This window comes from Paenibacillus sp. FSL R5-0486 (assembly GCF_037975155.1).
Taxonomy (GTDB): domain Bacteria; phylum Bacillota; class Bacilli; order Paenibacillales; family Paenibacillaceae; genus Paenibacillus; species Paenibacillus amylolyticus.
Window position 1 is genome coordinate 4,760,172 of the sequence record NZ_CP150237.1, and the last position, 16,806, is coordinate 4,776,977.

At 45.7% G+C, this 16,806-nt stretch carries 12 protein-coding genes; 4 read left to right on the plus strand and 8 right to left on the minus strand.

Annotated elements, in window-relative coordinates; genetic code table 11:
- Positions 1-171: 171 nt before the first annotated feature.
- From MKY01_RS21200 to MKY01_RS21220, 5 genes are all read right to left on the minus strand, one after another.
- Entirely contained in the window at positions 172-465 is a 294-nt protein-coding gene (locus MKY01_RS21200; RefSeq protein WP_036614657.1) for a YlaN family protein, read from the minus strand.
- Between the two features lie 225 nt (positions 466-690).
- Entirely contained in the window at positions 691-936 is a 246-nt protein-coding gene (locus MKY01_RS21205) for an HPr family phosphocarrier protein (RefSeq protein WP_036614658.1), read from the minus strand.
- A gap of 96 nt (positions 937-1,032) precedes the next feature.
- Positions 1,033-2,148 carry an aminopeptidase gene (locus MKY01_RS21210; RefSeq protein WP_076328038.1) on the minus strand — a complete coding sequence of 372 codons (1,116 nt, stop codon included), beginning with the start codon at positions 2,146-2,148 and terminating at the stop codon, positions 1,033-1,035.
- A 111-nt stretch (positions 2,149-2,259) separates the two neighbouring features.
- Complete coding sequence (locus MKY01_RS21215; RefSeq protein WP_339283425.1) at positions 2,260-3,150, minus strand: hypothetical protein; 891 nt, start codon at positions 3,148-3,150, stop codon at positions 2,260-2,262.
- A 102-nt stretch (positions 3,151-3,252) separates the two neighbouring features.
- Entirely contained in the window at positions 3,253-5,244 is a 1,992-nt protein-coding gene (locus MKY01_RS21220) for a sensor domain-containing diguanylate cyclase (RefSeq protein ID WP_315372640.1), read from the minus strand.
- Positions 5,245-5,709: 465 nt separating this feature from the next.
- Between MKY01_RS21220 and rpsD the strand changes: the two genes are divergently transcribed.
- From rpsD to MKY01_RS21235, 3 genes are all read left to right on the plus strand, one after another.
- Positions 5,710-6,309 (plus strand): 30S ribosomal protein S4, encoded by a 600-nt coding sequence (gene rpsD / locus MKY01_RS21225; protein ID WP_017687421.1) that lies wholly within the window; start codon positions 5,710-5,712, stop codon positions 6,307-6,309.
- 188 nt (positions 6,310-6,497) lie between these two features.
- Entirely contained in the window at positions 6,498-8,603 is a 2,106-nt protein-coding gene (locus MKY01_RS21230) for a methyl-accepting chemotaxis protein (RefSeq protein WP_282320805.1), read from the plus strand.
- Between the two features lie 229 nt (positions 8,604-8,832).
- Complete coding sequence (locus MKY01_RS21235) at positions 8,833-11,928, plus strand: transglycosylase domain-containing protein (protein WP_282320804.1); 3,096 nt, start codon at positions 8,833-8,835, stop codon at positions 11,926-11,928.
- Between the two features lie 238 nt (positions 11,929-12,166).
- On the opposite strand, the gene acsA is transcribed toward MKY01_RS21235, so the two are convergent.
- Complete coding sequence (acsA, locus tag MKY01_RS21240) at positions 12,167-13,891, minus strand: acetate--CoA ligase (RefSeq protein ID WP_339283429.1); 1,725 nt, start codon at positions 13,889-13,891, stop codon at positions 12,167-12,169.
- A 298-nt stretch (positions 13,892-14,189) separates the two neighbouring features.
- Here acsA and MKY01_RS21245 point away from each other — a divergent pair, with 298 nt between their 5' ends.
- The gene (locus MKY01_RS21245) at positions 14,190-14,822 is read left to right on the plus strand and encodes a GNAT family N-acetyltransferase (RefSeq protein ID WP_282320802.1); all 633 of its coding nucleotides are present in this window, start codon (positions 14,190-14,192) and stop codon (positions 14,820-14,822) included.
- 135 nt (positions 14,823-14,957) lie between these two features.
- Here MKY01_RS21245 and MKY01_RS21250 read toward each other — a convergent pair whose 3' ends face one another.
- Positions 14,958-15,653, minus strand: coding sequence for a 5'-methylthioadenosine/adenosylhomocysteine nucleosidase (locus tag MKY01_RS21250; protein ID WP_091014256.1), 696 nt, complete (start codon positions 15,651-15,653; stop codon positions 14,958-14,960).
- Between the two features lie 119 nt (positions 15,654-15,772).
- Positions 15,773-16,786, minus strand: coding sequence for a catabolite control protein A (gene ccpA, locus MKY01_RS21255; protein WP_036614690.1), 1,014 nt, complete (start codon positions 16,784-16,786; stop codon positions 15,773-15,775).
- Between the last annotated feature and the right edge of the window lie 20 nt (positions 16,787-16,806).

Consider the following 16,806-nt stretch of genomic DNA (forward strand, 5'->3'; position numbering starts at 1 on the left):
GCCATGATTAAAATATACAAGCCACAAGAGGCAGCCCGAATTTACATCTGGTGCTGTCTCTTTGTTTGTATACGCCTTCCGGCTGGCTTGTATCCCCATCCCGTTCAGACGCACAAAAAAAGCATGCATAAACGCCTGCATGCCTTCTATTCTGACCCGCGCATTTGCAGGCTATTGCTCATTCTTCTTGTTCAAGGCTTCATATAAAATTGCCAAATTCCGCTCAAGCGCGCTAACCAGCTGCTTACCTGCACCTTCTGGAAGGAGCCCTGCACGAACAGCAAAATCAACTTCTTTGGAGAACCCATACATCTGTGTATCCAATACTTCCTCATAGAGAGGGCAGTAGCGGGTAGCCAGATTCTCCATCTGTACTTCAATAAGCTTCTGTATTTTATCTGCATCTTCTTGAAGAAGACTGATCGCTTTCAAACTCAGCTGGTCCTGCAGATCAGATGAAGTCATGCATTTTTCCCCCCTATGTCCCAAAAATCGCGTAAAGACGTTCTACCTCTAATATTAGACGAAATGAAGAGCTAATACAAGAACCTGACCAAAATAAGCCCGCAAAGTTAAGCCTTTTGTTGAAGCTTAATCCACCTGTTCCAGTCACGTCCAGACGAGTATTCAGATCATTCCATGCCAAAAAACACCCCTGCCAAAAAAGGCAAAGGTGCTTCTTGAGAGCTATTACTCAGATGCGATGCTTACATTCAGTCCATGCTTGGCAAATACTTCTGACATGGCTGCTTTTGCTTCAACTGCATCTGGACCATGAACATGCAGTTCATAGCTGTGCGTGCTGATCAGCGTTGTAAACAATCCGAGAATACTTTTTACATCGATATACTTGTTCTCCGAATGAAGCACGATTGAAGAAGTAAACTTGCCTGCTGTTTGAGCAATTTCTACTACAGCCGCGTTATTACTCGACATAGGAATCCCTCCGTCTTTTTACTATTGGTATCATCTATTAATTACCACTACATGATACCGTGAATCCGCTTTCCTAGCAACAGCAAAATCCTGTTCCTACTTCAAACGGTCCGGATTCAAGCATTCCAGCTCAGGAATGACAAAAATACCGTCTTTACGAATCAGCACATCGTCAAAATAAATCTCCCCGCCGCCATAATCCGGACGCTGGATTAATACGAGATCCCAGTGGATAGACGAGCGGTTGCCATTGTCGGTTTCTTCATACGCCTGACCTGGCGTAAAGTGTAAGCTGCCTGCGATTTTTTCATCGAACAGGATGTCTTTCATCGGATGAAGAATATGCGGGTTAAATCCAATCGCGAATTCACCGATATGACGAGCACCCTCATCCGAATTCAGGATTTCATTCAAACGCTCTGTATCGTTACTTGTCGCTTCAACAATTTTGCCATCCTTGAACGTGAACTTGATATTTTCAAAAGTCACTCCATTGTACAGGGTTGGCGAGTTATAACTAATCGTTCCGTTCACGGAATTACGCACAGGGGCACTGTACACTTCGCCATCCGGGATATTTTTTTGGCCAGAACATTTCTCTGCACCGATATCTTTAATGGAGAAGCTCAGCTCTGTTCCTGGTCCGGTGATACGAACTTTGTCCGTCCGCTTCATCAGGTTAGCGAGCGAGTCCTGCGCTTTGTCCATTTTGGCGTAATCCAGGTTACATACGTCGAAGTAGAAATCTTCAAACGCTTCTGTACTTGTATTGGCGAGTTGCGCCATACTTGCGTTAGGGTAACGCAGTACAACCCATTTCGTATGTTTGACACGTTGTTCACTATGTACCGGGTGGGAGTACAATGAATTGTACATTTTCATTTTTTCTTCCGGCACATCGGACAGATCATTCACATTTTCTCCCGCACGAATACCGATATAACAATCCATCTGTTTCATACGGTTCAGATCAATCTCTGCCCATGTTTTCATCATTTCTTCTGTGGCATTTTTCAGCATCGCACGCTGTACGGTTTTATCAGTCAACTGTACAAAGACGTTACCACCTTTTTTGCCTACCTCTTCAATAATGGCGTTAATCAGATCACGTTCCGATCCAATCATCTCAACCAATACATTTTCACCAGGCTGTACATCTACTGAATAGCCCACCAGGTTTGCTGCAAGCTTTTGAATTCTTGGGTCTTTCATCTTGGTAAAATCCTCCTGTCATCTGCCATACTTGAATTGAACAACGGTAAATTACGATACTATTGTAGCACGCGAACAGTCATCCCGTCAGTAGGCAGTCCCTCACTTCGTTTATTGATATGACTTGAAGTTAACATCGGTGACAAGGGCTTCTTTGTTACTTTTACGGTTGTTGTCCGTGTAACTCATCTGACTTTCAGAGGATAAGCGAAGAGGCAGACTGCTCTTCCGATCTACCGTGAGATGATATACCGTCTGCACGCTCGCTTGTTTCATCATCTGTTGCATCGTGGTTTCACCCTGTTTCCAAACTTTCTCCAGATCCTTCTCAAGCTTCTCCTTACGCGTCCCTTTCACCGTAGCTGCCTTATGCATATATTCTGCCCGAATGGCGTTCATCTCGTCGTTTAGCTGGGTTACAGCCCATGATTTGGCGTCTTCCGGTGCAAGTTCAATCCGTAATGTTCTGGTTCGACGACCAGCACCATACTCGGATTGAATGGTTTTGTGCATCCCATCGATCTTCTCCAATTGGGCAATTGGATTAAAACGAGAAAGAGACCCACGCAGCGGCTCATGCTGCGCTGACAATGCCATCCATTGCCCTTGTTTCCGCTCGAAAGAGGCGCTAAACCCACTGGGCTGTCCATTATTTTTTACGGCAGTTGCTTGAATGCCTGTCCCCACAGCAGTTACTTCTCCAGGTAATCGGGTCTGAAGGGTCAGACGATCATGATTCTCCAGCTTGCCTTCGAATTTGAACTGATTCTCAAACAGCCCACTGTTTTCCCGTCGAAGTCCTGCCTCTCCTTCAAAACTCAACGTTTCTTTTCCCGCTATCCCCGATAAAGCCAAGGAAAAGACCTCTTCAGGCGTTTGATCTCGCTGGATTAATCCACAACCCGGAACACCAATAATCACGATGCTCACAAATAACCATAATGTACGTACCGAATGGCGGTTAAACATGTCTATCTTCACCCTTCCATGAACTTTCTCCATAGATTGCCCCGCCCGTATACGCTTATACTTCCTTCTATACACATCTTGATTCTCCCATGCACAAAAAAAAGAGAACGACTCCGCAATTGGAATTGTTCTCTCTTAACGTGTTACATCCTGTTCCTCTACAACGATTCTGTTCCGACCACCATTCTTGGCGCTATACAAAGCCATATCAGCCCGATAAAACAAGGACTCTACACTGACCTTTTCATCCATCCAACTCCACTCTGCGATGCCACTGGATACCGTAACGGGCGGTCTGGTCTCTTCTGCGACTCTCTTTCGAATCACTTCCGCATAATCTAACGCCTGCCTTACACTCACCTGTGGCATATAGATCGCCAGTTCTTCTCCACCCCATCTGGCGCAGACATCCTCCGAGCGAACAGAGCTGGTGACGATCTCACTCACTTGCTTCAATACTTGATCCCCCGTCTGGTGTCCGAATGTGTCATTCACCTGTTTGAACTGATCAATATCCACCACAATGAGGGAGCCACAGAATTCATGAGCCTGTCGCTCGTGAATCACACTGTCCAGATAATGCCTCACGTACAGGCCTGTCAACATATCCAGATTAGCCAAGCGCCGAACCTCGGCATGCAGCGTGGCATTTGACAGGGCAAGCCCGATATGAATAGATAACATCTGCAAGAGCCTATAGTTATCATATGAAAAGTAGTGCTCTCTACTGTGTCCCAGCAAAATGGCCCCCTTCACTTCACCATTGACTCTGATCGGTGATGCAATCAGTGACATGGATCCGGTATCTTCCATGAAAAAGGAGGACACTTTATCAAATTGCGCATAATTGGCTATAATAAGAGGTTCCTCTGTTCGATAGACCAAACCTGCGATACCGTAGTCTACAGAAAAGGATCGGTGAAAAACATCTTTCACGTTAGATGACATGACTTCGAAGTCATTTGTACTGTCATTGAGTTGAAGAATGCAACACGTTTCAGCCTGGAATATTTCCTTTAACTCTTGTTCGGATAGTTGATAAATCTCCGAAAGATGCAGACTCTTGTTCAGCCGCTGTGTAAGATCATTAATTAAACGAAGTTCCTGAATTAACATATTGGATTGTTCATGCAACTTGGCGTTCTCAAAGGCCGTTCCTGCAGTGTCTACCATCATCGTAATCAATTGCAAGTCCGATTCTTCCATAATCTCTTCATTCATTTCGATATGGAACACACCGTATATGCCTTGTTTGCCTTTCAGCGGAATCCCTACATCTACAATGCGGTTCTCTGCATCATGTGAGCGAGCAACGATCAGCTTACCTTCCATAAATGAACGCACACAAATATCTTCTCCTCGCTCGTGGACAAGCAACGGTTTAATCCGTGGATCAGAGTTGCTCTGATCCTGAGACATATACAATTTGATATAAGTGGCCGGGTACAAGTAATCCATACTGTCAAATACCTCATCCAATATGGCCTCGACATCCATTTTGTCATGCATTCGCTGAACAATCTGAAAGAGGATGGACCTCCGGTGTTCCTCACGAGCTGTTTGTTCATGAGCATGTAACAGGTCCGTCATAAATATGTATTCGAATCTTCGGTAAAAGCAGGTGTGATAATGCAATGCCTCAGATTGAACCACAGCTTCAGACGTTTCATATCCATTGGATTCATAGATCACAGCAGTGAATACGGCAAACATATCCTTGTTAGTTCTGGAGAATAAGGGATGTGTTATTATAAGATATTCTCCGTGTTCGCTTGTCCCTTTAAGGGACAGGGCCTGTCTCTTATCCAAACATTCCAATACCAGCCTGCGTGCATTTACGCCCGGATCAGCTTCATGATCGCTATCGAATCCTATGCAATCACCTTCCGTGTTCCACACGCTGTAAAAGGTTGATGGTCTGGCCAGCCTTGAACCCACTCTGGAGTTCCAGTCACTGTATGCCTGCTCTAGCAAGCTGCCCAAATATGAAAAATCAAAAGGTGTGATATCCATTTTTTGCATCCACAACACATGCTCTTCATGAGAACGAGGAGCGGCAAAAGATGCGGAATCGCCCGAACTTCGTGAATTCAAGCTGGCAGGTAAACTTCTTAGATGTTCTAACATGTCAGGCGCTCCTTTGCACCGTTTTTGCATCCACCAGGATGCATTAATCTGCAGACGTTATCGCAAACCTGCAAATTCGTTGCGATAACCTTGTTACATAAAGATGATTTAAAGTTAAGATACAATCTATTTTACTCTGTTTAAACCATTTTTGCATCCATATTTCAGAAAATTGTCCCATTATTTTAGGCCCAATGACCTATCGACAAATTTAGACGTTTTTTTGCTTTTATTCTGCGCTTGACTTTGTTTCTCTTAAACTGTAATATAAATTGTTGATGAAGACTACTAATGGGTCTTTAAATTTGGGCATTACCGGTTGTGTCACCCTCATTCTTTTTGTTGCTTTCAGGACAGCGGCTGAACTTTCCTGATCGTTCTATGCGTGGCCAAGCCCGCATCAACAAATTGGAGCGCAAACAGAGCCCTAATATGAACTTTAACTAAAAAGGAGCTACTTTAAACATGGCACGTTACACTGGTCCTAAATTTAAATTGAGCCGTCGCCTCGGCATTTCCCTTAGCGGAACAGGCAAAGAATTGAAACGTCCTTTCCCTCCAGGTCAGCACGGAGCTAACCAACGCAGAAAAATCAGCAACTACGGTATGCAATTGCAAGAAAAACAAAAATTGCGCCACATGTACGGTTTGGGCGAGAAGCAATTCCGCACACTGTTCTCTAAAGCTCAAAAAATGCAAGGTATTGCCGGTGAGAACTTCATGTTCTTGCTTGAGTGCCGCCTTGACAACCTCGTTTACCGCCTTGGGTTTGCTAACTCCCGCGCTGGAGCGCGTCAGTTGGTAGCACACGGTCACGTAACTGTAAACGGTAAAAAAGTCGATATCGCTTCTTACCAAGTAAGCACTGGCGATGTAATCGGCTTGCGTGAGAAGAGCCGCGCTCTTTCTTCCATTAAAGAAGCTTTGGAAGGCCGTTCGCATCTTCCAGCATACGTTGAATACAACGAAGCAGCTGTAGAAGGTAAATTCATCCGCTTGCCTGAGCGTGCTGAATTGTCCCAAGACATCGATGAAAAACAAATCGTCGAGTTCTACAACCGTTAATCGTTGCAATCACATTAAAGTTTCAACCCAAACAGCTGTCGAGATTTTCTCGGCAGCTGTTTTTCTATGCTTTTTTTTAATTATCTTCATTATAGGAACGTAAATAACGATATAAAATATAGACTCCCTTCAGGAGAAGCACACATCCATATATACATCACAAGAATGACATCGAGGGGGATTAAAACATGCATTTTTTTCGCAATCGCAAGCTCGCTGTTAAGCTTGGACTTTTACTCGGGATCGTATTACTCTGTTGTATTGGAGCCCTGATTGCATTTAACACCAAGTCCATTTACGACAAAAGCCTCCAGTACGGCGAAACCGTTGCTGGACAGGCAGCAAACCGGGCTACTAATGAGTTTATGACTGACATTAATCAGGTGAAAAACACGTTGGACACCATGAGTACCACGTTATTGGATGCCGCTCAGAACGGATCACTCAACCGTGAAGAAGTCGTCAGACTCCTTGAACAATATCTGAAGAAGGACGAGAAAGTTTTTGGCTTTTATACGGGCTGGGAACCAAATGCCTTTGATGGAAACGATGCGGAGCACATCAACAAAAAAGAATATGATGATGCTACGGGTCGATTCGTTCCATACGTTATACGTGATGGCAACTCCCTGCATTTTGAACCTATGCCTACTTATCAGGGAAGCGGTGAAACTAGTACTTACTATCAACAGCCAAAGAAAACCAAATCCATCTATTGGTCCGAACCTGTGACCTACACGGTTGGCGGAAAAGAAACACTGCTCGTTTCGATTGTCCTCCCTCTATTAGATGAAAACAAAACTTTTCTGGGCATTGTGGGGGCTGACTTTACCATTGATCGTTTTCAGCAAAATATAGCATCACTTAATCCGGATCAGGGTTATGCCATGCTTATTACTAGCGAAGGACAGATTGCTGCACACGGCTCCAAACCGGAGCTGGCTCATGAAGGAGCCGTAATTCCATCTGAAATGAAGACAGTCATTCAGCGTATACAGTCTGGCGAGTCTCAGTTTTACGCTACAGACCCTGAAGTAGGTGAAGAACTATTTATTGCCGAGCCTGCCAGGTTACAAGGAACAGATTCAAACTGGTACCTTGTATCGGCGCTGCCAAAGAGCCATATCCTTCAACCCTTCTATGACAGCTTGAACTGGTCCATACTGATTGCCGCAATGGCAGTACTTCTGCTTGCAAGTGTGGTTACCTACACCATCATCTCCATTGTTAGACAGTTGAATCAAGTTAATATCGTCGCTGGACAGCTGGCTGGCGGAGATTTGACACAAAAGTTACCTGTACGATCCAAAGATGAATTTGGCATCATGGCGGGTCATATGAATCAGATGATGGATACCCTGCGTCATACCATATCGGTTATATCCGAACATGCTTTATCTGTCGGCTCCACCTCTCAACAGTTGACCGCAGGTGCCGAAGAAACAGGTAAAGCAGCCGAACTGATTGCATTAACAGGAGTCGAACTTGCAGATAAAGCAGGTAAACAGGTGCAGGAGCTGCAAGAGTCCTCCCGTTCCATGAATGAAATATCTGCAGGGATCGGAAGAATTGCAAAGGCCGCCTCCGATGTATCCGATTCATCGCGAACTGTGGCCGAACGAACAACCATCGGAACTGATAAGATTCAGTCCGCTATGCGTATGGTCGATAGTGCCACTTCTTCTGTGCAGACGTCGATGACCGCACTGGAGAATTTCCGCCAACGTTCGGAAGAGATTGGCCATATTACAGGCATGATCACGGAAGTTAGCCGTCAAACCAACCTACTTGCACTTAATGCTTCCATTGAAGCATCGCGAGCAGGTGAACACGGGCGCGGGTTCGGTGTTGTTGCTTCCGAGATTCGTAATCTGGCTGAACAATCCAGAGTATCAGCAGCGCAGATTGCAGCGTTAATTCATAGCGTTCAGCAAGAGGTCCTTTCTCTCGTTGAAAATATGGAACATGGGAATGCCGAGGTGAGCCATATAGCGGAAGTGATTAATGAAAGTGGTGAACTATTCCTCTCGATTTCATCACAGATTTCAGATGTTAATGAGCAGATTGAGCATGTCTCAGCCATTGCGCAGCAGATGTCAGCTGGATCACAACAGGTTGATGCCACGTTAGTGCAACTCAAAACCATTGGTCATGAGACAGCAGATCACGCAACTCGTGTCGCCTCTGCCTCTGAAGAACAACTCGCATCCATGGAAGAGATTACAGCGGCATCTGCCTCACTGGCTAATCTTACCCAGGAACTATTAGAGCTGATTCAACGATTCAAAACCTAATGTAGAAGACCTCCATTACGACACATCATTCAGGCCACCCTATGCACCTCAGCATGGAGGTGGCCTGCTTATTATGGCTTACAACTCATGAAATGTGCTTCAATATCGCATGATATATAGCATAATGCATGGCAGAATGGCAAATTTCGACCATTACTTGTATTTCTCAGGCATGCAAACCCGCCTTTTTATGCTATAATAAGTGCTGTTAAAAGGAGGAAGACACTGAATGGTTGATGTTAATAAGAAAAAGCCCGATGAACAGCCTGTACGCAAACGTAGCTTTGCCCGCAGACTGGGAAGTTTCGTCAAATGGATGGTTGTCCTTGGATTTATGGGGGCACTATTTGTAGGCGGTGCTTTGATGGGATACGTCAGTTCCATTGTGAAAGACGAGCCTGTCCGTTCAAGGGCCCTGATTGAACAAAAAGTCAGCGAAAACTCCATCACAGGCTTTGCTTACTTTGCCGACGGCAGTCCGATCGGTCAATTACGTACGGAAGAAGACAGGCGTCCGGTCACTACGGACCAGATCCCACAGAAGGTTATTGATGCTGTCATTTCGATTGAAGACAATCATTTTTACGAACATAAAGGTGTAGACATGAGCGGAACACTGCGTGCCGTGAAACAGAAAGTGCTGAAAGAATCAGTACAAACCGGCGGTAGTACACTGACTCAGCAATTGGCGCGTCGTGTGTTTTTGAATCTGGATCGCACGGAAGATCGGAAAGTGAAAGAAATTTTGCTCTCACTCCGACTCGAACGTTTCCTGACCAAAGACGAGATCATGACAGCCTATCTGAACAAAGTTCCTTTTGGTAATGGTTCCAGCGGATACAACGTTTACGGAATCAAAGCGGCAGCCAAAGGATTGTTCAATATTAACGATCTGGAAAAAATCAACATCGCTCAAGCTGCTTATCTTGCTGGATTGCCACAACTCCCCTCCTCTTACTCCGCTTTTAACGGTAAAGGTGATTTTGTAGAGGAGAATTTTGACCGCGCAATCAACCGTCAGCATCTGGTACTACGCCGTATGCTTGAACTGGGAAAAATCAATCAGACCGAGTATGACAAAGCTCTTGCTTTTGATATCAAAAGCTCTCTCGCTCCGAAGACCATCAAGGCTTACAACACTTATCCATATCTTATGATGGAAACAGAACGACAAGCTGCACAGATTTTGATGAAACAGTTGAATTCCGACACAGCTGAATCTACAGACAAAGCTACGGATGCAGACACACCTCAGAAGGAAAGCAGTGCATTATTAGAGGAAGCTCAGACGCAACTGCGGACAGGTGGATATCGTATATACACGACCATCAACAAAAGCATCTACAAAACGATGCGTACCATTGCGGAAGATGACAGCAATTTCTCAGCAGATGATCCTGTCAAAGGAAAAGAACAAACTGCTGCTATGCTGATTAATCACAAAACCGGTGCAATTCTAGGGATGATTGAGGGTCGGGATTTCCAGGATGAACAGATGAACTACGCAACGCAGATGATACGCCAGCCAGGTTCAACGATGAAACCTATAGCCGCTTATCTTCCTGCGCTAGATGAAGGTCTTGTTCAGCCAGCTTCAATTATTGATGACTCACCGATCATTCTCAAAAATGGTCCGAGCGGATACCACATTGCCAAGAATGCCAACAACCGGTATCAGGGACTGGTCACTGCCCGCAGAGCTCTGAATTATTCTCTCAATATACCGGCTCTGAAGTTGTTTAATGAAGAAGTAGGGATCGAGAAGGCTTGGACCTTCGCCAAGAAACTGGGGATTACCACCATTCAGAAGGAAGACTATCAGGCTCAGACCGGTGTTCTCGGTGGTCTCCAATACGGTGTAACCGTTGAAGAATTAACCAGTGCCTATGGTGCTATTGCCAATAATGGTGTATATAACGATTCTTACATGATTAGCAAAATTGTAGATTCCAAAGGAAACATTGTCTATAAACACGATACTGAACCTGTCCAAGCCTTCTCGGAGCAGACAGCATACCTGATGACCGATATGCTGCGGACCGTTATTACAGAAGGAACGGCAGATAAAGTACGTGAAAATTACAAATATTCCAAGAGTGTGCCAATCGTAGGTAAAACAGGTTCCACTCAAAACTACGCAGATGTCTGGTTTGAAGGTTATACCCCAGATGTCACACTTGGCGTGTGGGTTGGATACAAACAGCCCGTGAATACGCTGGAAAGTAAATCACAGAGAAAACGTGCGCAGCAACTGTGGTCGAAAATCCTGAACGAAGTGATCGATACGCAAAAAGATCTGTTCGTTACGGATTCATTCAAAAAACCGTCTGGCATCGAAACGCGCACGGTGTCTGCATACAGTGGCAAGTTGCCAACATCCATGACTGATAAATTTGTTACGGATATTTTCAACAGCAAGTTTGTGCCGAAGGATAGCGATGACGGTGTAGCCAAAGCCAGGTACATTACTTACAATGGTGTAAACTATATTCCGCGTGACGGAACACCTTCGGACATGTTGAAGGAAAAAACAGTAATCAAGCGTAAAAAACCAATCTCGGATCTCATCAAAGAATTGCAAAATGCATTCTCACGTATGAGTCGACATGAGTCACTTGCTTATTATCTTCCTGAAGATGCTGGTGCAGACATGCCAACCCAGATTGATCCAAGGACAGATAACGGCAAAGCTCCTGATGCACCAGGCAACGTACGCATCTCAACCTCAGGTGACAGAGCTGTCATTACATTTAATGCCACACCTGAAAATGATGTCGTGGGTTATCGTCTGTACCGTTCTGTAAACGGTGGAGGATTCCAGAACCAGGGTCAGGTTGTCCTGACTGGTGAATCCAGATCATTCGCTGCATATGCAGCGCAAGGCGGTAACTTCGCCTTCTATGTAACGGCAGTGGATGTTGCCGGCAGAGAGTCTGCTCCTAGCGCTACAGTAAATAGTGCTGGTGTAGCTCCCCCTGTGGAAGAAGAGATTGATGAACCGATTGAAGTTCCAGGTACAGTCGTTACGCCGGGAGAAACGCAGACCGATAATACAACAACGACAGCCCCAGGCACACCTGGTCAAGTCAGCGTATCTGCCCTCACTCAAGGACTGCGTATTCAATGGGCGTCCAGTCCAACCGCAGATAGTTATACTGTATATTACAGTGAAACAGGCTCGGCTCCTTACACCAAAATTGGAACAACAGCGGGAAATACCATGGATTATGGAGTACCCGCATCGACCAGTGGATGGTTCAAGGTATCTGCCAGCAACAGTGCGGGTGAATCCGAACCTTCTGCAGCCCTACATTTTCAACCCTGATTCAGGCATAGCGTTCCAAAACAAGCCGCATCCTCAGACTGTATCTGAGTGTGCGGCTTTTTATTTGTATTTACAGCAGCCAAAAAGCCTGCTTCATGCCATTGGCATAAAGCAGGCTTTTACAATCCATTTTAATGGGTAGAGTCACTATATTTGGCTTCGTAGAGTATTAACTTCTCCCCACTACTCAATGTATCGGTATCGATAGCACCACATTGATGATCCTAGCACTGTCGCGTTAGTCTTCAATGGTGGATAGATCTCCTGTTGGCAGATCAAGCTCCCAGGCTTTCAGGACACGGCGCATGATCTTTCCGGAACGAGTCTTGGGCAGTTTATCCTTAAACTCAATCTCACGCGGAGCAGCGTGGGCAGACAGGCCCTCTTTAACAAAACGATAGATCTCTTCTTTCAGCTCCGGTGTCGCCTCATATCCTTCACGAAGCGCCACAAAGGCCTTGATGATCTCCCCACGTGTCACATCCGGCTTACCGATTACACCCGCCTCAGCTACCGCAGGATGCTCCACGAGCTTGCTCTCCACCTCAAAGGGGCCGATACGCTCGCCTGACGAATTAATCACATCATCAATACGTCCCTGGAACCAGAAATATCCTTCTTCATCCATATAAGCGGAGTCACCGGATACATACCAGCCCGTAAGCCTGAAATACTCCTCGTATTTCACCGGGTTATTCCAGATCTTCGCCATCATGGATGGCCAAGGTGCCCGTATGGCCAGATTACCCATACTGTACGGTGGTAATTCCTGCCCGCGATCATCAATAATCGCTGCTTCGATTCCAGGCAACGGACGTCCCATGGAGCCAGGCTTAATCGGCATTCCGGGATAGTTACAGATTAGCTGTGCACCTGTTTCCGTCATCCACCATGTATCATGAATCCGCTGACCATAGGCTTTCCATCCCCAACGAACAACCTCCGGATTGAGCGGTTCACCAACAGACATGACATGACGGAGACTGCTCAGATCATGCTGGGCAATGGTCTCTTCTCCCGCTCCCATCAGCATACGAAAGGCCGTTGGTGCACTGTACCAGATCGTGACTTTGTTCTTCTGGATGGTGCTGTACCAATCTTGAGGACTGAAACGACCACCCCGTATCACATTGGTCACTCCGTTGAGCCATGGAGCAAAGCTACCGTAAGAGGTGCCTGTCACCCAACCAGGGTCAGCAGTGCACCAGTATACATCATCCTCGCGTAAATCCAAGACAACCTTACCTGTATAATAGTGCTGAATCATGGCATTTTGAACATGGTACACCCCTTTGGGTTTACCCGTAGAACCTGAGGTATAATGAATAAGCAAACCATCCTCACGATTCAGCCACTCTACTTCCATCTCATCCGAAGCGGCAGACATCTCTGCATCAAAATCGATGAGTCCTTCTTCAGTCTGCGCGCCCCCACCCACAATAAATATATGTTTGAGTTCGGGCAATTCGGTACGTTTGATGCGCTTCAGTAATTCCGGAGTGGTAACCAGTGCTACTGCTCCGCTATCCTCCAGCCGATCCTTCACAGCCGTTTCCATAAAAGCTTCGAACAACGGGCCCGCGATGGCTCCAGCTTTCAATATGCCTAGAAGACTAAAATACAGCTCAGGACTTCGAGGCATAAAAATAAACACTCGTTCCCCTTTGGCAATGCCATATTTGCGGAGAACGTTCCCGAACCGACTCGACTGTTCACTCAGATCAGCAAAAGTATAGGACTCTTCACGTGAAGCATCGCTATACAATAAAGCGGTTTTTCCGCCCCTTCCTTCCAGTACATGACGATCAATCGCTTCATGCGCCATGTTTACTTTTCCGCTGGCGTGCCACGTAAAGTGCCTTTCCACCGATTCCCAATCGAACCGGCTTCTCGCCTCCGTGTAATCGCCCAGATTAGATTCAGACACAACCGTTTGCAGCATCTCACCATGTGCTTGACTCATGCTTGCCAGCCTCCTTCAACTCGACATTTCGATTCCCGTTAGGGGTCACTTCTCATTGCCTTTGTGTTGACTGAACTTCCAGTTAGCGCTTACATTAGTAGAGAGAACTTCTCATCATGTACTTGCTCGGCCAAACAGATGTTAACTATACTGTATTGAATTGTGAACATTTTTTGTCTACGCAATTATAGCAAATCTTTTCAATTGTCGTCTATGGCTTTTCAATTTTTTGGATTTTTGCTATAGCGTTCTTTTTGAAGAACAACCTCTATAGGTAGGAAAGAGAGGAGCATGAACCATGGAGCATATCAAAGAACATCATATGCGTTCCATCTTCAAGTCCGGCCACCGAATTACTGTTGAAGGCCCCGTGCAGGCCGAGGAGATAACCCGTCTTGCCTTCCATCCGGATCTGGATGCCTTTCGGCGCCCAACGGAGCAGCAGGAAGCTCTGGCTGAGATCGCAGCATTACCTGAAGGGCGAATTATCATTGCACACGAAAATGAAACGATTATCGGCTATGTAACCTTTCACTATGCGGATGATTGTGAACGCTGGTCCGAGGGTAATATGACTGATCTGATTGAGCTTGGGGCAATCGAGGTTGCGGACAACTATCGCTCGCTTGGCATTGGACGTGAGATGTTGCTTACCGCTCTGGAAGATAAATACATGGAGAACTACATTATTTTCACCACAGAATATTATTGGCATTGGGATCTGAAGGGCAGCGGACTAAACGTATGGGATTATCGCAAAATGATGGAGAGGCTGATGGAAACGATCGACATGACCTGGTATGCAACAGACGACCCCGAAATCTGTTCACATCCTGCGAACTGTTTGATGGTACGTATCGGAAGTCAGGTGCCCATCACATCGGAAGAACAGTTTGATCGGGTACGCTTCCGCCATCGGTTCATGTACTAATTCGATGATCTGTTCGAAAAACGATATACATAACAAAAACCGCCTCTTGCAGCGTTGCTCCATACCTCATGGAACAGCTAATCGAAGGCGGTTTTTCATTGATTTTGGTTTGCATTGCAATCGTAATTTATGCCATTACATATTTTCTAACATATGCTCCACAATACGGTGTGAACGCTGAGAAGATTCCACGGTAAATTCAGCAAAGTTAACATGCGCAGAACCATCCGCTTTATCTGACATCCCACGCAGGACAACAAACGGTACTCGATTCATGTAACAGACCTGAGCAACTGCAGCCCCTTCCATCTCCGCACATGCACCGTCCATTTCGGTATATAACATGTTAACCGTATCTTTATTTGCAATAAATTGGTCTCCAGATAACACTTTACCGATCAGGTAATTGGCTCCCTGAGCTTTACATGCTTCTTCAGCCAGTGTAATAAGCGAAGCCTCGGCAGGGAATGCAGATGTCTCCTGGTAAGGAATAACCCCGCGTGCGAACCCCAATGGCGTTACATCCATGTCGTGCTGAACACATACAGACGATATAACCATATCTCCGATGTTCAGATCGGGGTTAACTGCACCCGCAACACCTGTGAAGATAATGCGATTAACTTGAAAACGATCAATCAAGATCTGCGTTGTAACCGCTGCATTTACTTTACCTACGCCGGATTTGCACACAACAATATGCTTGCCCAGCCACTCGCCCGCAACGTATGTAATGCCGGTTTGTTTGACAGTCTCAAGCTGCTTCATACCTGCCAGCAAAAGCTCGACTTCCTCATCCATCGCTCCGATAATACCAATCGTTTCACGCATCTTCTGATACCCCCTGTTTTCATTTTTAAACTAATTCAGCACAAAAGCTCCGTCTCCGGAGCTTTCGCATATCCACTATGTAGAGAGAATGACTTCTCCCTTACTGTATATAATCCCGATTAAACTACATCTGCGTGACTTACAGACAGACGAAGAATCGTTTCATGCGGCAAAATAACCCGTGGGTTCTCCACATTTTCTTTCTTCATCAACTTGGTCAGCAAACGCATCGCTACTGCGCCAAGGTCGTACATTGGCTGAGCCACTGTTGTCAACTGAGGACGCACCATGGAAGCCATACGGATGTTATCCACACTAATAATGGAGAAGTCATCCGGTACTTTCAGACCGTCATCCTGAATGCTGTGAATGGCACCAATGGCCATTTCATCTGTAGCAGCAAAGATAGCTGATGGTTTTTTCTTGAGTCCAAGGAAATATTTCATTGCTTCCACACCGGATTCATATCGATAGTTACCAATTCGAACAAGATCCTCCTGGTATTCAATCCCCGCTGCTTCCAGTGCTTTTTTGTATCCTTGGAAACGGGCATATCCATTCGCAGGATCTTGCAGTGTACCACTGATCATCGCAATTTCCTTGTGTCCATGACGAATCAGAGTGTTTACCGCATCAAACGCAGCCGCCTCATGGTCAATATCCACCGAAGGGAATGTGCCCTTCTCATCACTCGTTGCACAAAGTACGATCGGCACAGCCGCAGACTGGAACGCCTGAATGTGTTCGTCCGTTACTGTTCCACCCATGAAGAGCAGTCCGTCTACTTGTTTTTCGAGCAACGTGTTGATAACACGAATTTCTTTTTCTTTCTTCTTATCTGCATTACACAAAATAATATTGTAGTGATACATATTCGCAATATCTTCAATTCCGCGGGCAATCTCCGCGAAGGTTGAGTTCGAAATATCTGGAATAACGACCCCGACCGTGGTTGTCTTCTTGCTTGCCAGACCTCTGGCTACCGCATTCGGACGATATCCCAACCGTTCGATGGCTTCATATACTTTTTTCCGCGTTTGCGGTTTGACATTAGGGTTATTATTAACTACCCGTGATACCGTTGCCATAGACACTCCAGCTTCACGTGCCACATCATAAATGGTTACCGTCACAGTACTTCTCTCCATTACCA

Coding starts and splice junctions, on each gene's coding strand:
- MKY01_RS21200 (WP_036614657.1), bottom strand. CDS start 465: ATGACTTCATCTGATCTGCAGGACCAGCTGAGTTTGAAAGCGATCAGT.
- MKY01_RS21205 (WP_036614658.1), bottom strand. CDS start 936: ATGTCGAGTAATAACGCGGCTGTAGTAGAAATTGCTCAAACAGCAGGC.
- MKY01_RS21210 (WP_076328038.1), bottom strand. CDS start 2,148: ATGAAAGACCCAAGAATTCAAAAGCTTGCAGCAAACCTGGTGGGCTAT.
- MKY01_RS21215 (WP_339283425.1), bottom strand. CDS start 3,150: ATGGAGAAAGTTCATGGAAGGGTGAAGATAGACATGTTTAACCGCCAT.
- MKY01_RS21220 (WP_315372640.1), bottom strand. CDS start 5,244: ATGTTAGAACATCTAAGAAGTTTACCTGCCAGCTTGAATTCACGAAGT.
- rpsD (WP_017687421.1), top strand. CDS start 5,710: ATGGCACGTTACACTGGTCCTAAATTTAAATTGAGCCGTCGCCTCGGC.
- MKY01_RS21230 (WP_282320805.1), top strand. CDS start 6,498: ATGCATTTTTTTCGCAATCGCAAGCTCGCTGTTAAGCTTGGACTTTTA.
- MKY01_RS21235 (WP_282320804.1), top strand. CDS start 8,833: ATGGTTGATGTTAATAAGAAAAAGCCCGATGAACAGCCTGTACGCAAA.
- acsA (WP_339283429.1), bottom strand. CDS start 13,891: ATGAGTCAAGCACATGGTGAGATGCTGCAAACGGTTGTGTCTGAATCT.
- MKY01_RS21245 (WP_282320802.1), top strand. CDS start 14,190: ATGGAGCATATCAAAGAACATCATATGCGTTCCATCTTCAAGTCCGGC.
- MKY01_RS21250 (WP_091014256.1), bottom strand. CDS start 15,653: ATGCGTGAAACGATTGGTATTATCGGAGCGATGGATGAGGAAGTCGAG.